Annotated in this window: 13 protein-coding genes; 7 read left to right on the forward strand and 6 right to left on the reverse strand. The window is 58.7% G+C overall.

Going from position 1 to position 14,670, the window contains the following annotated elements; translation table 11 throughout:
• Window positions 1-5: 5 nt before the first annotated feature.
• The 3 genes from OO25_RS13605 to OO25_RS13615 are packed head-to-tail and all read left to right on the forward strand — an operon-like array spanning window position 6 to window position 4,839.
• Window positions 6-1,310: a TolC family protein gene (locus OO25_RS13605; RefSeq protein WP_040180707.1), complete on the forward strand. Its 1,305-nt coding sequence runs from the start codon at window positions 6-8 to the stop codon at window positions 1,308-1,310.
• Window positions 1,307-3,673 (forward strand): ATP-binding cassette domain-containing protein, encoded by a 2,367-nt coding sequence (locus tag OO25_RS13610; RefSeq protein ID WP_040171467.1) that lies wholly within the window; start codon window positions 1,307-1,309, stop codon window positions 3,671-3,673. The genes OO25_RS13605 and OO25_RS13610 overlap by 4 nt, the downstream gene beginning before the upstream one ends.
• A complete protein-coding gene (locus OO25_RS13615) occupies window positions 3,670-4,839 on the forward strand; it encodes an HlyD family type I secretion periplasmic adaptor subunit (protein ID WP_040171470.1) in 1,170 nt (389 codons plus the stop codon). The genes OO25_RS13610 and OO25_RS13615 overlap by 4 nt, the downstream gene beginning before the upstream one ends.
• A 235-nt stretch (window positions 4,840-5,074) precedes the next feature.
• Here the strand turns inward: OO25_RS13615 and OO25_RS13620 are convergent, their stop codons facing one another.
• Together OO25_RS13620 and OO25_RS13625 are read right to left on the reverse strand one after the other, a co-directional pair.
• Window positions 5,075-5,788 carry a serine protease gene (locus OO25_RS13620; RefSeq protein ID WP_040171473.1) on the reverse strand — a complete coding sequence of 238 codons (714 nt, stop codon included), beginning with the start codon at window positions 5,786-5,788 and terminating at the stop codon, window positions 5,075-5,077.
• Window positions 5,789-6,244: 456 nt separating this feature from the next.
• On the reverse strand, window positions 6,245-7,486 hold the full coding sequence (locus OO25_RS13625) for an MFS transporter (protein ID WP_040180708.1): 1,242 nt from the start codon (window positions 7,484-7,486) through the stop codon (window positions 6,245-6,247).
• A gap of 79 nt (window positions 7,487-7,565) precedes the next feature.
• On the opposite strand from OO25_RS13625, the gene OO25_RS13630 reads away from it, so the two are divergent.
• Window positions 7,566-7,970 (forward strand): helix-turn-helix domain-containing protein, encoded by a 405-nt coding sequence (locus OO25_RS13630; RefSeq protein WP_040171477.1) that lies wholly within the window; start codon window positions 7,566-7,568, stop codon window positions 7,968-7,970.
• Window positions 7,971-8,062: 92 nt separating this feature from the next.
• A complete protein-coding gene (locus tag OO25_RS13635) occupies window positions 8,063-9,334 on the forward strand; it encodes an MFS transporter permease (protein WP_040180709.1) in 1,272 nt (423 codons plus the stop codon).
• 32 nt (window positions 9,335-9,366) lie between these two features.
• On the opposite strand, the gene OO25_RS13640 is transcribed toward OO25_RS13635, so the two are convergent.
• Window positions 9,367-10,335 (reverse strand): YihY/virulence factor BrkB family protein, encoded by a 969-nt coding sequence (locus OO25_RS13640; RefSeq protein ID WP_242407046.1) that lies wholly within the window; start codon window positions 10,333-10,335, stop codon window positions 9,367-9,369.
• Window positions 10,336-10,585: 250 nt separating this feature from the next.
• On the opposite strand from OO25_RS13640, the gene OO25_RS13645 reads away from it, so the two are divergent.
• Window positions 10,586-11,914, forward strand: coding sequence for an NAD(P)/FAD-dependent oxidoreductase (locus OO25_RS13645; protein ID WP_040180712.1), 1,329 nt, complete (start codon window positions 10,586-10,588; stop codon window positions 11,912-11,914).
• A 104-nt stretch (window positions 11,915-12,018) separates the two neighbouring features.
• Here OO25_RS13645 and OO25_RS22805 read toward each other — a convergent pair whose 3' ends face one another.
• Window positions 12,019-12,180 (reverse strand): DUF1328 domain-containing protein, encoded by a 162-nt coding sequence (locus OO25_RS22805; RefSeq protein ID WP_096788465.1) that lies wholly within the window; start codon window positions 12,178-12,180, stop codon window positions 12,019-12,021.
• 109 nt (window positions 12,181-12,289) lie between these two features.
• A complete protein-coding gene (locus OO25_RS13650; protein WP_040180714.1) occupies window positions 12,290-13,135 on the reverse strand; it encodes a formate/nitrite transporter family protein in 846 nt (281 codons plus the stop codon).
• Between the two features lie 616 nt (window positions 13,136-13,751).
• Here OO25_RS13650 and OO25_RS13665 point away from each other — a divergent pair.
• Window positions 13,752-14,258 (forward strand): hypothetical protein, encoded by a 507-nt coding sequence (locus OO25_RS13665; protein WP_040171494.1) that lies wholly within the window; start codon window positions 13,752-13,754, stop codon window positions 14,256-14,258.
• A gap of 112 nt (window positions 14,259-14,370) precedes the next feature.
• On the opposite strand, the gene OO25_RS13670 is transcribed toward OO25_RS13665, so the two are convergent.
• Window positions 14,371-14,670, reverse strand: a 300-nt coding sequence (locus OO25_RS13670; protein ID WP_040180716.1) for a GDP-mannose 4,6-dehydratase, incomplete at its 5' end; no start/stop codon positions are given.

Here is a 14,670-nt window from a genome sequence, read left to right on the forward strand (position 1 = left end):
GCAGGATGCAATTGGGACGACCCATTGGCGCGGTGGCACTGTTGTGCTGCCTGTCTGCCTGTATGCAATCCCTGCCCTTTGCCAAACCCGGCGAAGGCGCCGATACGGATGTCAGCCGTCGCGCCAGTAGCTTTGCCCAGCCAGATGCCAAGAACCCTTCAGCCGTGATCTCCACGCTGATGCAGCGTCAATCGCTGCTGGAAGACGGCAGCGTCTATGACGTCGTGGCCCAGTCAACGATCTCCGCCTCTGCCCGTGCCGCAGAGGCAGAACTGACCAGCGCCAAACTGCGCGCCGAAGCCAAGTCGAAAAACTGGCTACCCACGCTGGGGCCTTCTGTCAGTCTCACGGATCTCGGCGACCTGGTGGCGGGTATCCTGATTGAACAGGTGCTGTTCGACAACGGCCGCCGCAAGGCAGAGCGCGCCTTTGCCGCCGCTGACGTCGAGGTGGCCGCCGTCAACCTGTCGATTGATATGAATGAGCGTGTCGAAACCGCTCTAAGCCTCTATGTGTCCGGGCTGCGCGGCTCCGAGAAAGCCGCCGTCGGCACCCGCGCCCTGTCACGGATGTATGAATTCGAGCGTATCGTGTTGGGCCGCGTTGAAGGCGGCGTCTCGGATCGCGCCGATCTCAATGTGGTGCGGAGCAAAATCAATGGTATGCGCTCTGCTGTGGCGACAGCCAAGGACGCCAGCGCAACGGCGACCGCAGAGCTGAAGGCGATCACCGGTCAGAGCTTCGCTGAAACCCCGAGCCACCTGCATCTGGCCTCCCCGCCGGAAGCCGGAACCTATTTGACTGTTCTCAAGGCGGAAGCCGAGGCCACCCGCAGTGTGGAACAGGCCAAGATGGAACGCGCCGGTCTGCTGCCGCAGGTCTCTGCAGCGGGCAATGTCACCAGTGATGGATCCGGCGCGGGTCTGACACTGGATCTGGCGCAGCCCTTTGGCCTTGGTACCCCGGCCGCGCTGAAGGCGATTGAAGCCTCCAAGGAAATTGCCAAACGTCAGGTCTCCGAAGTTGAGGAAGACGCGCGCCGCGACTACAGCCGGCAAATGCAGCGCCTTGCCTCCTATCGCAGGCAAGAAGCCGAAGCCGCAACACTGGCGCAGACCAGCCGCGAGACCTATCGCCTGTTTCAGGCACAGTTTAAGGCCGGGCAACGCTCGGTCATGGATGTGGTGTCCATCTATGAAGAAGTGGTACGCCGCGAACACGCCCATATCGATGCAAAATACGAAGTCGTTCTGATCCAGCTGGCACTGGCAAGCGATATGGGGCTTTTGGCCGATGGGGACCGGATTTGAGCAATTCCAACCGCCCGACAGATGACACCGTGCTGCGGACCGTCCCCCCAGCCCCCCGCGCGCCGGATGATGCTGCACGCGCCAGCGGCGGCAAACCTGTACTCCGTGCTGTAGAGACCCAAGCCGCACCACATCTGGCGCCAGCTTCGGCTGCACCTACGCCCACACCCGGCCCCGCAGCCCCGCCGATGGCTGAGGTGGATCTAACTGGCCTGCTGGAAGACGGTGACATAGGTGAGGTCAGCGCACTGATTGAGGATGCGACAGCCCGCATTCAGCACCGCGCCGCATTGATCGCGACCTTTGCCGCCCTCAAAGGGACCAATGTCGCCCTCAGTGACGTTGCCGAACACATGTGGCGCAACGATCCCGGCGATGTCTCTGTGGACTCCCTTGCGCGTGCGCTACAAACCACCGGCATGCAGGCCCAGATCAATCATCAGGTGCCTCTCACCGCCGAGAGCTGGCCCGCGCTGGCGATGATGAACAACGGCCAATGTGTGCTGGTGCTGTCGCAAAGCCGCGACATGCTCAGCGTCTATGACACCACCTGCACGGACAACCGCGCCGATGTTCCGGTGGGCGAGTTCGGCCCCTATTTTACCGGCACCACGCTGGGCGCGCGCAATTCGCTGAAACAGATCGCCGCGCGTCATACGCCGCAGCTGGAAAGTGACCATTGGTTCTGGGGGGAATTCCCCAAATACCGCCGTCAGGTGGGTGAAATCATGCTCGGCTCGCTGGTTGCCAATATTCTGGCAGTCTCGGTCGCGCTCTTCTCCCTGCAGGTCTATGACCGCGTCGTGCCGCACCAGTCCCACGCGACGCTTTGGGTGCTGGCGGTTGGTGCTTTCCTCGCCATCATGCTGGAGGCGCTGCTGAAACTGGCCCGTGCCCGGCTGACCGATGCCGCCGGACGCCAGATTGAGCTCTCGGTTCAGAACAACCTGATGCGCCGTCTGATCGGGATGCGGTCGGACAAGAAACCGCTGCCCCCGTCAGGCTTGTTTGCCGCGATGCGTGACTTTGGATCGGTGCGCGAGTTCTTCACCTCGACAACGATTTCGACACTGGCTGATATCCCGTTCATCGCCGTGTTCCTGCTGCTGGTGGCATCAATTGCCGGACCGATTGTCTGGATCATCATCGCTGGCGGCATTCTGATGCTGTTGCCCGCCTATTTCATGCAGAAGCGCATGATTGCTCTGACACGTCAGACCCAAGGGGCCAATGCCAAGGCTGGTCGCCTGCTGCATGAGGTGGTGAATGAGCTGGACACCCTCAAGAGCCAGCGCGGCGAAGATCGTGTGCTACGCCTTTGGGACGAGTTGAACACCTTGTCCACCCATGCCGCAACCGAACAGCGCCGCCTGTCCAGCGCCCTGACCCATTGGTCGCAGGGTGTGCAGCAGGCGACCTACATCGGGTCGGTTGTGGTTGGTACGTTGATGGTGTTTGCCGGTGAATTCACCGTCGGGACCATCATTGCGACGGGCATTCTGACCAGCCGGACGCTGGCTCCCCTAACCCAGTTCGCCGCGACACTTGCCCGCTGGAGCAATGTGAAAGGCGCGCTGGAGGGGCTGGATGCCATCGCCAATTCTGCTCAGGAAAAAGAAGACGAACGATCCTATCTGCGCCGTGACAGCCTGCAAGGGCGGTTTGAACTGCGCGAAGTGATGTTCCGCTATGACGAAGATGGCGCGCCGACGCTGGATGTGCCGGGTGTCGCGGTGACACCGGGCCAGCGGGTTGCCGTGCTGGGCGTCAATGGCTCGGGCAAATCCACGCTGCTCAAACTGATGTCGGGGCTTTATGCGCCGGATCGCGGCCGGGTGATGATCGACGGCACCGATATGACCCAGATCGACCCGCGCGATCTGCGCCGCCACATCGGCTATCTCAGCCAGGATGTCCGCCTGTTTGCCGGCACCCTGCGCGAAAACTTGAACCTGAACCAGCTGGAGCGCGACGACGACCGGTTGATGACAGCGCTGGATTTTGCCGGCCTGGGCGCGCATGTGCGCAACCACCACAAGGGCCTCGATCTGGAAATTTTCGACGGCGGCGGCGGTCTTTCCATCGGGCAACGCCAATCCATCGGCTGGGCACGCCTGTGGTTGCAGAACCCGTCAATCGTGCTGCTGGATGAGCCCACGGCGGCGCTGGATCAGACGTTGGAACGCACCCTGGTCAGCCGCCTGGAAACCTGGCTTGAAGGCCGCACGACCGTGATTGCGACGCACCGGATGCCGATCCTGTCGCTGACCAATCGGACGCTGATCCTGCAATCGGGCCGGATGGTGGTCGACGGCCCGCGTGACCAAGTTCTGGCCCATCTCGCGGCAGGGGAAACCAAATGACCTCAACCGGCTACGATCTTCGCGAAACCTCACGCGGGGCCAGCCGTATCATCTATCTGGTCGCAGGCGCGCTGGTGGTGTTTCTGCTCTGGGCCAGCTTTGCCTGGGTTGATGAAATCGTGCGCGCGGATGGCGAGGTTGTCTCTTCCTCGCGCTCCCAGATCGTGCAGAACCTTGAGGGCGGCATTCTGGCTGAATTGCATGTCCATCAGGGCGATGCGGTGAAGGCCGGACAGATCCTTGCCCGCCTGCAAGACACCAAATTCCGCGCCGCTGCAGATGATCTGCAGGACCGGATCGACGCCTTGGAAATCAAACAGTACCGGCTTGAGGCCGAGCTGGAAGGTGCCTTCGACTTCAAGGTGCCGGAGGAATTGGCGGATCGCTCTCCCGGAATTTATACGTCTGAACGGGCGCTTCTGAATGCCCGTCAGACAGATTTCACCAGCCGTCGCGCCAGTGCCCGCGAAATCCTTGACCAGTTGAAGGATGAATTGGCCAACATGCAGCGCCTCTATAAAAAAGAGATCGTCGCGCTGATCGAGGTCAATCGCGCGCAAAAATCTGTGAGCGATGCGCAGGCGAAATACAATGAAATCGGCACCCAGTCAGAGCTTGAGCTGGCGGAGGACTACTCCAAGACGCTGCGTGAGCTGACCTCCTACCGGCAGGAACTGCGGCTGGCGCAGGACCAGCTGAACCGGACCGTGATCACCTCCCCCATGGCAGGGATTGTCAACAGTCTGGCCGTCACCACCATCGGTGGCGTGATCCGCCCGGGCGAGGAGATTGTCGAAATCATCCCGCTGGGTGAGGAGATGTTTGTCGAAGCGCGGGTCAAGCCCGAGAACATCGCCAGCGTGCAACCCGGACAGGATGCCACGATCAAACTCTCGGCCTATGACTACACCATCTATGGCTCGCTGCGTGGCAAAGTGGATTTTGTTTCCGCTGATACATTCGAGGACGAACGCAATCCGCGTGCCGAACCTTACTATCGTGTTACGGTGAAAGTGGACCGGTCGGAGTTTACCGAACGCCAGCAGGCGATTGAGATCCGCCCAGGTATGCGCGCCACGGCGGAATTACAGACTGGTAGCAAGACGATCCTCAACTACATGCTAAAGCCGCTGTATAAATCCCGCGAGGCGCTGCGCGAACCTTAGGGGCACGTCTCAACGCTCCCGCTGCGATCCAGTCGGGGCCAGGCTCTATAGTAGCGTCTTGTTGCTGAACTGATTTCAGTCCAAGGCTGCGCCGGTCAGGGAGCGCAGTTCAAAGGAACTCTAGTATCAGGCAGATGCTTTGCCGGTAGAACATCTGAAATGCCTCTGTCCGAATGGGCAAACGGGGGCTGCTCGACCCGGTCTCCATGCCGGTTTACCCCGTCAGATCCTCACATCAGCTGGCAGAACGCATCATCGCAATCACTGTGCGGTCAAATGAGGTTCCGATGGAAACCCGGCGATTGCCCACCGCCGCCTTGGCCGAAATAACTGAGACCAGTCGCGGCATCCGGCCCGGCGCCACATCAAACACCGGCGCTCCGGAAGCACCGAAATCAACCCTGCAGGTCATCACCAATATTTGCGCCTGCCGCGCCAAGACATGGCAGTTTTGCTCCAGATTAGGGCGGTTCTGTTGCGCCATCGAATACGAGAGGACCTCAACTGACGCGCCGCGCGCCGGGCGATTGGCCAATTCAAAAGGCTGGATCATCTTGCGACTGATGGGGCGATCCAACCGAAGGATCGCGATGTCATTGCCAAGCTGAGAGTCGCCCGGTTGCCCGTATTGATAACTTGGATGGACAACCGTCTTTGTAATTGACCGCGCCGCCTTTGCTCGACGTCCGTTTAGCCCAGCGTCGAAGCGGATGCTGGTCGGGTCGACCTGACGCCCCGTGACCGGGTCGTAGACACAATGCGCGGCTGTCACGACCAAATCAGGCGCCACCAGCGCCCCGGTACACATGTTCCGCCCCGAAATGTTCAGCCGACCTACGGCCTCCCAACCGACGACGGAGGTAATGCTGGTCTGCGGTTCCTCCGCAGCAGCGCTATCAGGCATGCCAAGCAGGAGGCATGCCGCAAAAGCAGCTAAAATGCGTTTCATCGCCCTCTCCAAATTCCCACGCTCACACATTGGTGCAAGGCTGCGGCTGGATTGAGGCGCGAAACTGCCAAACATGGCCGAAACCATGGGCGAAATAAGTCACTACTAACAAATCAGTACCCCCCCCAGGGTTTTGATGACCCATCATCGCAAAAAAACCGCAGAGCGCACACAATTTCTCAGTGTTTCTATTAACTTTTTAATAAACCCCTATAACTACTCGACAAATCTAGATGGCAAACCACGACTGTTCGGCCATCGACTTCCGGCACCCGCCCCAATGCGGCAGCGCCGTGGCAAGGCTGCCACAAAGCGGCAGGCCCGGCTCTCACTGACGACAAGACCCGCGGCAAACCGCGGGATTAACTTTCAGAAAACCAAAACTCGACCTTAACGCTCTGTTAGGTTTTATCTGCAATATCTTAACGCGCGGTGGTGTGATGCTGCAAATTTGACCTATCTTGAGCGGCGTAGCCCCCTGAATGGCTCAACAAGAATCATATTGAGCCGGGGAATCAGGGCCCACATCGCAGCACCAAGTGCCAGACAGGCCAACAGCACAGCCGCCGCACGAAACATCCCCTGAAATCCAAGTGCGGCGATTCCCGGAATGCTCACAGCCGGTGACAGTATCTGTCCCAGAAACACCGAGGCCATCAACGCCCCTGCAACGATACCGCGCCGGTTGGCTGGCGATAATGCAAGAGCCAAGGCAATGAAATTTGGCATCACGGTTGCCAACCCGCCACCAATCGCAACCATCGCAAGGCTGTGCCACAGATCACCGTCAATCGTCAGCAGCAGGAACCCACCCGCCATCAGAGTATACCCCAACGCATAAGAACCAGCCTCCTGAAGAATGCGGTTGATACGGAGGTAGAAGAATCCCGTCATGGCACCAGTTAGCGTCAGCATGCCCAGCATCAACCCGGTTTTTGCCGCATGGTCCCCGCCCTGTGCAGCAAGGAAAAACGGCAATTGGGTTGGCATCATGAAGAAAACCAGACTGGTGATCATCTGCAGCAGCGCCAGTCCTGCAAGCAACATCCGCCATCTTGCGTGAGCTGTACCACCTTCAGGCGCGGCAGCATGTTTGTTCTGACGCAGAGGATCCGGCTCTGTCACGTGCCGCCAGACCAAAGGCGCCAAGATGATTGCGGCCCCGTAGATGGCAAACGGCAGCCGCGAAGATATCAGCGCCAGCCACCCGGCAGAGGTGATGAACAGCAACCCACCAAAGTTGCGCGCCGAGGTCTGCAACCCCATCATACTGCGCCGCGCGTCGCCGACGAAATAATCGCCGATCAGTGCGGTTTGTGCGGTCATGATCATAGCGACCGCCACCCCGAGCAGCAGCCTGCTGATCATGATGGAAGTCAGGTCCGGCAACATGAGCCCCGCGACACCGCTGAACGCAAACAGCACGACACCAAGCAGCAGCATCCAGCGCCGCCCGTATCGATCTGCAAGCCATCCTGCAACGGGCGCGAAAATCAGAACGGAAAGCGACGGTGCAGGTACCAAGAACCGCGTCAGCAAAGCCGCATTCGGGCTTCCGGAGAATTCTGCCTCGATGCCAGGCAGCGCCGGGCTGATGGTCGCATTTGCCATGATCGTCAAGGTTGCCGCCAGCAACAATGTTATGGCGCGCGGATCCTTCCAGATGGCGTCGGATCCTGAAACTATCTGCCCGGACATGCGATACTCCTGTTGTGATATTCAGCACTCTCAAGCACCCTGCAACTTCAAGTCCACTTTAGGTCAAGAGGGGAAATCGATGCGCCTATATGATATCGGAGAGGTTGCTGCCCGCTGTGGCGTCACTCCCGCCACGCTCAGGTATTACGAGGAACTCGGCCTGATTACCTCGCTGAGCCGCAAGGGATTGCGGCGGCAGTTCGGACCGGAGACGCTCTTGCAGCTCTCGCTGATCGCGCTTGGCAAGGCTGCCGATTTCACGCTGGCGGAAATTTCCGGTATGTTTGGTTCCGACGGCCAGCCAGACCTGCCCCGCGCAGAGCTACATCAGCGCGCAGACCAGCTGGATCAGCAGATCCGCAGCCTGTCGACCCTGCGTGACGCAATCCGCCATGTCGCAGACTGCCCTGCCCCATCGCATATGGAATGCCCGACATTTCAACGTCTGCTGAAGGTTGCGAAGCGCGCGCGTGCAAGCGGCTGACACCGCATATGTGGCGCGCCGCCCATAGACTTATTAATGCTCTGAACCATATCGCAGGGAGCGAGAGGTACAGTTGCGAGGCAAAAGACATCATGGGTGTGGCACATTCGATTTATAGGCTGATCACAGATGCGAAGGCTCCAAATCAGCAGGCTGCTGACCGGGTTGCCACCCATGTCACCGCACTGACCGGAACCAAGCTGGCCGACGGGTTGATTGACCCTAAACTGGTGCTGGCGTGGCTGCTTAACGCCATCGGAGCACCGGGCTACCTGATCGGCGTACTGGTTCCGGTGCGTGAATCCGGCTCACTGCTGCCGCAGCTGGCGCTTGCGCAGCGCATCGAACAAAGTCGCCAGCGCAAATACTATTGGGCTGCAGGATCGGGCCTGCAGGGACTGGCGGCACTCGGCATTGCAACAGCGGCTTTGCTGCTGCCGGGGGTTGCGGCAGGCTGGGTCATTCTAGCTTGTCTGGCGCTGCTCGCGGTGGCGCGGTCGGCATGCTCTGCCAGCTACAAGGATATTCTGGCCCGCACCGTGGACAAGGGCAAACGCGGCTCGGTCTCGGGGACGGCGGGGACGCTCGCGGCCAGTGGCGTGTTCCTCTTCGCCGTTCTTCTCAGCACTGGCCTCTTGCCACGCACGACTGTCGCAATCTCGCTGGTGGTTGCCTTGGCAGGGGTGTTCTGGCTTGGTTCAGCAGCCATTTTTGCGCGGCTGGATGAGCCCGAAGCCGCACCCCAGGAGGCTGAAGGTTTTGCCCCGAACCAGCTGCTGCGCCCCCTCAAGGAAGACTACGAACTGCGCCGTTATATCGGCACAAGAGCGCTGCTGGTCTCAACCGCCCTGGCGCCACCGTTTCTCGTGATGCTTGGTGGCCGGGACGCGGAGAGCGGTTTTGGCAACCTTGGCCTGTTGGTCCTGACGTCATCGATTGCCGCGATTGTGTCGTCATATATCTGGGGGAAGCTGTCGGATCGCTCCAGCCGCCAGACCCTGATGATCTCAGGTGCATTAAGTGCCATGACACTGGCTGCGGCGGCAGCTGTCGGCTGGACCGCCGGAGCGCCTGCAGGTATCGTGGTCGCTGGTTTCGTCTTTGTGGCGCAGATCGCCTATCAAGGCGCGCGCGCCGGACGAAAGACCCATCTGACGGACATGGACACCGATGGGCACACATCTGTCTATACCGCGCTTTCCAATACGCTGATTGGAGTGCTCATACTGCTCGGTGGTGGCTTTGGGCTACTTGCCGATGCGTTTGGAGCCGCCCCTGTTTTGGCCCTCCTCGCCATTCTCAGTGGGCTTGGCGCGGCCCTTGGCGCGCGGTTGAGTGAGGTACAGGACGAGTCTGCCAACTGACAATCGATCTGGTCGCTGCTCGCCAGTGTTTCTCAGGCGGCAGCGGAGGACGACCGGCTATCACCCACCTCCGCGCCGCTTTCCGCCTCTGCCGACAGTGGGGCACAATCGGCCATGGTGTCTGCCCGTCTTTCAGCGTCCAACCCTGCGCCAAACAGGATGACAAAGGCGGAAAGCCACATCCAAGTCAGCAAAATGATCACCCCCGACAAAGCCCCGAACGTTTCGTTATAGCTGCCGAACGCCTGCACATAGAGGCTGAACCCTATGCTCCCGGCCACCCAAAGCGCGCAGCTGAGAATTGCGCCGGGGGTGAACAGCTTCCAGCCCTCACCCGACCTGTCAGGGCCAAAGCGGTAAAGCAGCGAAATTCCGGCGATCCCCACCACAAACATCAAAGGCCAACGCAGCAGTTGAGTTACACCAGCCAGCAGGGCGGAGTCCCCAAATAGCGCAATTGCTGCCGGAATTGCTGCGACGATCAATAAGAGCAGAAGCGCACCACAGATTGCGGCAAGCGTGATGGTGACAGTCACGAGCTTTAGAACAATAAAGCTGCGCTGCTCCGTCGTGCCAAAAATGACGTTCAAACCTTGGATCACACTATCGGTGCTGCGCGACGCCGACCACAATGCCAGTGCTGCTGAGGCAGCTGCGGCCCAGCCGAGCGTGTCGGGCCGTGCCCCTGCAACCTGAACCAGTTGCTTGTTCACCAGCTCCGCCGCCGACGACGGTAGCAGACTGGTGAGCCAGGTGGACTGTTCGGTAATCAATGTCGGATCAGCAAACAAACCAAACAGGGCAACCGCTGCAGTGATGCCGGGAAACACGGACAGAAGCCCGTAGAATGCAACACCGGCCGCCAGTAGCCCGCCATGGGCCTCACCCATGCGGGCCCAAGCGCACCAGAACAATTTCACTGAGGCGGGAAGCTTCCCCAGCCAACCCTCTGCGCCGGAGGGTCGCTCCTGATTGGTGGCGACAGCACTATTACCTGCCATGCCCTCAGTACGCAGTTCATCTCGGCCTCGAGGTTTATTCGTCGCATTCCCCCCCATAACCTGGGTATCGTCCCCAGCGTGGAGCATAGCGGAAGCTGTCTCTTTGGACTTATCCCCTCGATATTCTGGCTGATTTGGCATGATGTCTCTCCTGAATTGACAAACCAACGCTTCAGACGCGGTTTTGTTTCTTGGAACTTACACAGTGCCTGCGGGTTGGGGTCATGACTCAGTCTGATCGGAGATACCCATGAGCCATTTAACCTCTTACCCCACCGCCACCCATGACCTCGTGGTGATTGGTGGTGGTTCCGGCGGGTTGGCCGCAGCAAAAACCGCCGCACGGCTGGGCGCTTCTGTCGTCATGATCGAGCGGGCTGAACTGGGTGGAACCTGCGTCAACCGGGGCTGCACGCCCAAAAAACTAATGTGGTGCGCAGCGGCCCAGCAGCAGGGCTTGAAAGAAATGGCCAAGGTTGGCCTGACCGACAAGCCTCCGTTTGACTTTGCCGCCCTGCGCCGCCGATCAGACGCAAAGATTGATCGGCTCAATCGCCATTTCGAAGAAGATCTGCAACAGGCCGGCGTTCACCTGCTGCGCGCAACCGCCGAGATTGACGAGGGCGGTCAGGTTCACGCCGGCGGCGATATCTTTCGACCGGGCAAGTTGTTACTTGCAACCGGTGCGCGGCCGCGCGCTCTGGATATTCCAGGAGGAGAACTTGCCGCGACAAGCGATGATGTCTTCCGCTGGGCCGATTTGCCTGGTCGGTTGCTTATTATCGGCGGTGGCTATATCGGCTGCGAGTTCGCTAGCATATTCGCAGCACTCGGTAGCGAGGTCCAGCTTATGACCGATGGCAACCGGTTGCTGGAACAGTTTCACGCCCCCGCTGTCGACTGCGTTCAAGCTGGTCTCGAAAAACAGGGCGTGACCATCGGGTTTGGCTGCAAACCGGTTAAGATCGATCTCAATGGGGCCATGTTTAAGGTCAGCTTTGACGACGGCAGCATTCAATATGCTGATCGTGTCATTGCAGCGGTCGGGCGGGTGCCTAATACGGACAATCTGGGGCCGGGACTCCAGGGCATTGCTCACGCGAAAACCGGAGCCTTGGCCATTGATGAACGTTTCCAAACCTCGATTCCCGGCATCTATGCGATCGGTGATGTCGCAAACCGTCTGCCCCTGACACCGGTGGCGACACGCGATGGCGCCTGTTTCGCCGCGCAACATTTTGGGGCGAGCGCCGATCAGATCAATCTGGATCTCGTTCCGCAATCAGCCTACACGATCCCGCCCGTGGCCCAGATTGGGTCCTTGTCAGAGGGGCAGGACGACGGAGAGGTCATTGCGAATCTCGCCAGCGATGTATTGGACGACGGCACCGCAGCGAATTCATTTTTCGCGAGTACCTTTGTCGACGATGTTCTGACTGGCGTTGCCTTGGTCAACCATGCTGCACCTGAGATGATCGCCCCATTTGCTGCTCTCCTGGCAAGCGGTGCGACCGCTGAAGCCCTGGCAGCTGTCACCGGCATTCATCCTAGTTTCGCGGAGGAGACCGTCGGCCCCTAAGGCCCCCTAAGGGCAAAAAACGCGCTCCCAAGGGATCGCGTTCCTTTTGTCTCAGACAGGTCAGGTAACCTAGCTTTTTGCGCCGCCTGCTGAGTGTTGTAAATTCAATCGCAGAGTGTCCGATCGATCAGTGCCAATCCAAGTAAAAACATTGAAATCAGAAACACCACATTTGCAGCCAAGGCTAATCCGGTTGCGATGCCTCCGAATGCCAGCACCGCCGAAGCCGCTGCAATCAGAGAGAAAATCAATGGCCAGTTTATCATCGCTTTTCCTCATTCTGTCGTTATCGTCTGCTGAGAAAACGCTTTTAACAACGGAAAGTTCCCAATCTGACCCCACCGCAAAGACGTCCGGTCCGGATCTGTTCTGAGATCATGGCCTATGTTCGGGTATCTCCGGTTTGATCTGCGCATAGGTCAACACGGTGAACACCGCGGTGCCGCCAATGACATTGCCAACAAGAACCGGGATGAAGAACCCAAAGATCGCCTGTCCCAAAGGCAGTAACCCCTGCACCATCAAAAACGCCATTTCGACCGATCCGGCCACGATATGAGTGAAATCGCCCGCCGCAATCATCCAGGTAAAGATGACAATTAGAGGAATTTCGCTGTGCTGTGCTGAGGGCAGCATCCAGACAATAGCAGCGATCAAAATTCCCGATGGAATACCGCTGATCAGGCCTATAAGAGGCGGCATACCGGTCGCATGCTCACTGATTTTCACCATGGCCGCACGCAGATCTGCATCCAGCACAGGTGTCAACGCAAAAAACGAGGCGATAAGAAAGGCACCGACGACATTCGCCGCCAGGACAACCGCCCAAAGCCGCGCCGTGCGCAGAAAACTCGCTTTGTCTCCGCGCAACATGACAGGCACCACGGTGGTGATAGTGTTCTCGGTGAAGAGTTGCATGCGCCCCAAGATCACCATCAAGAACCCAAGAGAGTAGCCGAGGTTTTCGACCAGAGGTGACCAACCGGCCTCCGGCAGATGTGTCTTGAATACCGCCTTGCCCAGCACCGAAAAACTGATCAGCAACCCAGCAGCAATCCCTGACCACCAAAGCGCCCGGATCGGGCGTTCGAGCTCTTCTTCGCCAGTGCGACGTATGGTTTCAAAGATTAACCTGGGAGAAAGGCCCGTCGCCTCCTCGACCGCCTCATTCTCACATTCTTCTTGAATGAGATCCTCGCCGGGGGGTCTGGCCTCGGTCATATGCAACTCCTGTTTTTCCAATACTACACAACGTTCAACTGCCTTGGAATGTTCCGCTACTCGGTCCCTTTTCCGAGGACTGCGATAACAACCGTCACCTTCAGAAGAGCCACGTCCATGGTCGAAATTCTTAGCATGATCTCAATGAAACAGACGATAGGCCGACTGGCCGGTGCCCTGGCAGCGCCCCTTTTCCTCTGACCTGCGGTCAGCTGATTTTGTCTCAATGTACAGTTTTCCTCAACATGCGGTTACGGTCACGCCAGGCGGGAGCTAGCAGTGCCACACCGATCTGCGCCGAAGCCTATGGCAGGAGTGCCAATGCGACCTGTGGCGCTATCTCCTCACCGGGTCAGAATATGAACAGTGTCCGCGACGATACCCGCACGGGTCAGAACCTTGCAAAGAACGTTTGTGCGTCCTCTACCGACTTCCAGCGCACCCTGCGGAACATGACTGAACCTCTGGATTTCCCGGACAACCGGAAAAAGCGGTTGAAACTGCCACTTACGCTCCAGATCACTTTGCAATTGCGATGGGGTAATGAGGATTTAACTCTCCTATAGGTTGTGTTTATGCTATTCAAACCTTCTTTGACCCTAAAGGAGTATTCGCAATGAACCTTGGTATACTTGACGAAAATGCTGCTGCATTAGCGACCCAAAATCTGACCTATGCTCTCAAATGTGTCGCATATGATGACGCTTATCTTCGAATGGATGCAAATGGCGTCGACAAGCCCGCCCCTGAAGGGGCAGGAACGGTTAATGCCCAAATTGGGGCCGGACCATGGGAACAGTTTATTCTGACCCCACAGGATGGCGGCACAGTAGCCCTATTGTCGGCGGAATGGTCCAATTGCTATGTGCGCATTGGCACGCCATCACCGCAACAGATCAAGCCGATTAACTGCCAGTTTAGCTGCGGCGCACTTGAAAAATGGCTAATGCGCTTTGTCGGCCCCAATCGTGTTGCCTTCGAATGCTCGACACTGTCTGGCTACTATCTATCGCTCAACACGGAAGGCGCCAAAAATGGGAGCGGGAATGGTGTCGGCATCGCGCAGGGGATCCAAGAGTTAAACGAGAACGCGACATTTGAACTCGTGTCGCAATCCGGCTGATTTCCTGATCTACGATGGAAAGTCGGCCATCTCTCTCACTCTGAGGTATTGGCCGACAACAGCCCCAATGGGTGGCCTGTGTAGCTTTGACAGGTCACCCGAAAGGCTGCTCTCAGCCCTCTATGCTGACCGGAAGATCCATGCCGTGCTCTTTCAGCAGGGCGTGGCGGCGGGCGGTCTTGAGGTCTTCGCGCACCATTTCGGCGCACATCTCCTGGGTGGTGATTTCCGGCACCCAGCCCAGTTGCTCCTTCGCCTTTGACGGATCACCCAGCAGCGTCTCCACCTCGGCGGGGCGGAAATAACGCGGGTCAATGCGCAGCACCACATCGCCCACTTTCAGCGCCGGGGCCATATCGCCCTCAATCGCGGTCACCGTGGCAATTTCCTCCACGCCTGCGCCCGAAAACGC

It is taken from the genome of Phaeobacter sp. S60, assembly GCF_000826845.1.
Classification (GTDB): domain Bacteria; phylum Pseudomonadota; class Alphaproteobacteria; order Rhodobacterales; family Rhodobacteraceae; genus Phaeobacter; species Phaeobacter piscinae.

Excerpts from the sequence above, each read along its gene's own strand:
- OO25_RS13605 (WP_040180707.1), top strand. The coding sequence starts at position 6 with ATGCAATTGGGACGACCCATTGGCGCGGTGGCACTGTTGTGCTGCCTG.
- OO25_RS13615 (WP_040171470.1), top strand. The coding sequence starts at position 3,670 with ATGACCTCAACCGGCTACGATCTTCGCGAAACCTCACGCGGGGCCAGC.
- OO25_RS13620 (WP_040171473.1), bottom strand. The coding sequence starts at position 5,788 with ATGAAACGCATTTTAGCTGCTTTTGCGGCATGCCTCCTGCTTGGCATG.
- OO25_RS13640 (WP_242407046.1), bottom strand. The coding sequence starts at position 10,335 with ATGGCAGGTAATAGTGCTGTCGCCACCAATCAGGAGCGACCCTCCGGC.
- OO25_RS13635 (WP_040180709.1), top strand. The coding sequence starts at position 8,063 with ATGGGTGTGGCACATTCGATTTATAGGCTGATCACAGATGCGAAGGCT.
- OO25_RS13630 (WP_040171477.1), top strand. The coding sequence starts at position 7,566 with ATGCGCCTATATGATATCGGAGAGGTTGCTGCCCGCTGTGGCGTCACT.
- OO25_RS13645 (WP_040180712.1), top strand. The coding sequence starts at position 10,586 with ATGAGCCATTTAACCTCTTACCCCACCGCCACCCATGACCTCGTGGTG.
- OO25_RS13665 (WP_040171494.1), top strand. The coding sequence starts at position 13,752 with ATGAACCTTGGTATACTTGACGAAAATGCTGCTGCATTAGCGACCCAA.
- OO25_RS13650 (WP_040180714.1), bottom strand. The coding sequence starts at position 13,135 with ATGACCGAGGCCAGACCCCCCGGCGAGGATCTCATTCAAGAAGAATGT.
- OO25_RS13625 (WP_040180708.1), bottom strand. The coding sequence starts at position 7,486 with ATGTCCGGGCAGATAGTTTCAGGATCCGACGCCATCTGGAAGGATCCG.
- OO25_RS22805 (WP_096788465.1), bottom strand. The coding sequence starts at position 12,180 with ATGATAAACTGGCCATTGATTTTCTCTCTGATTGCAGCGGCTTCGGCG.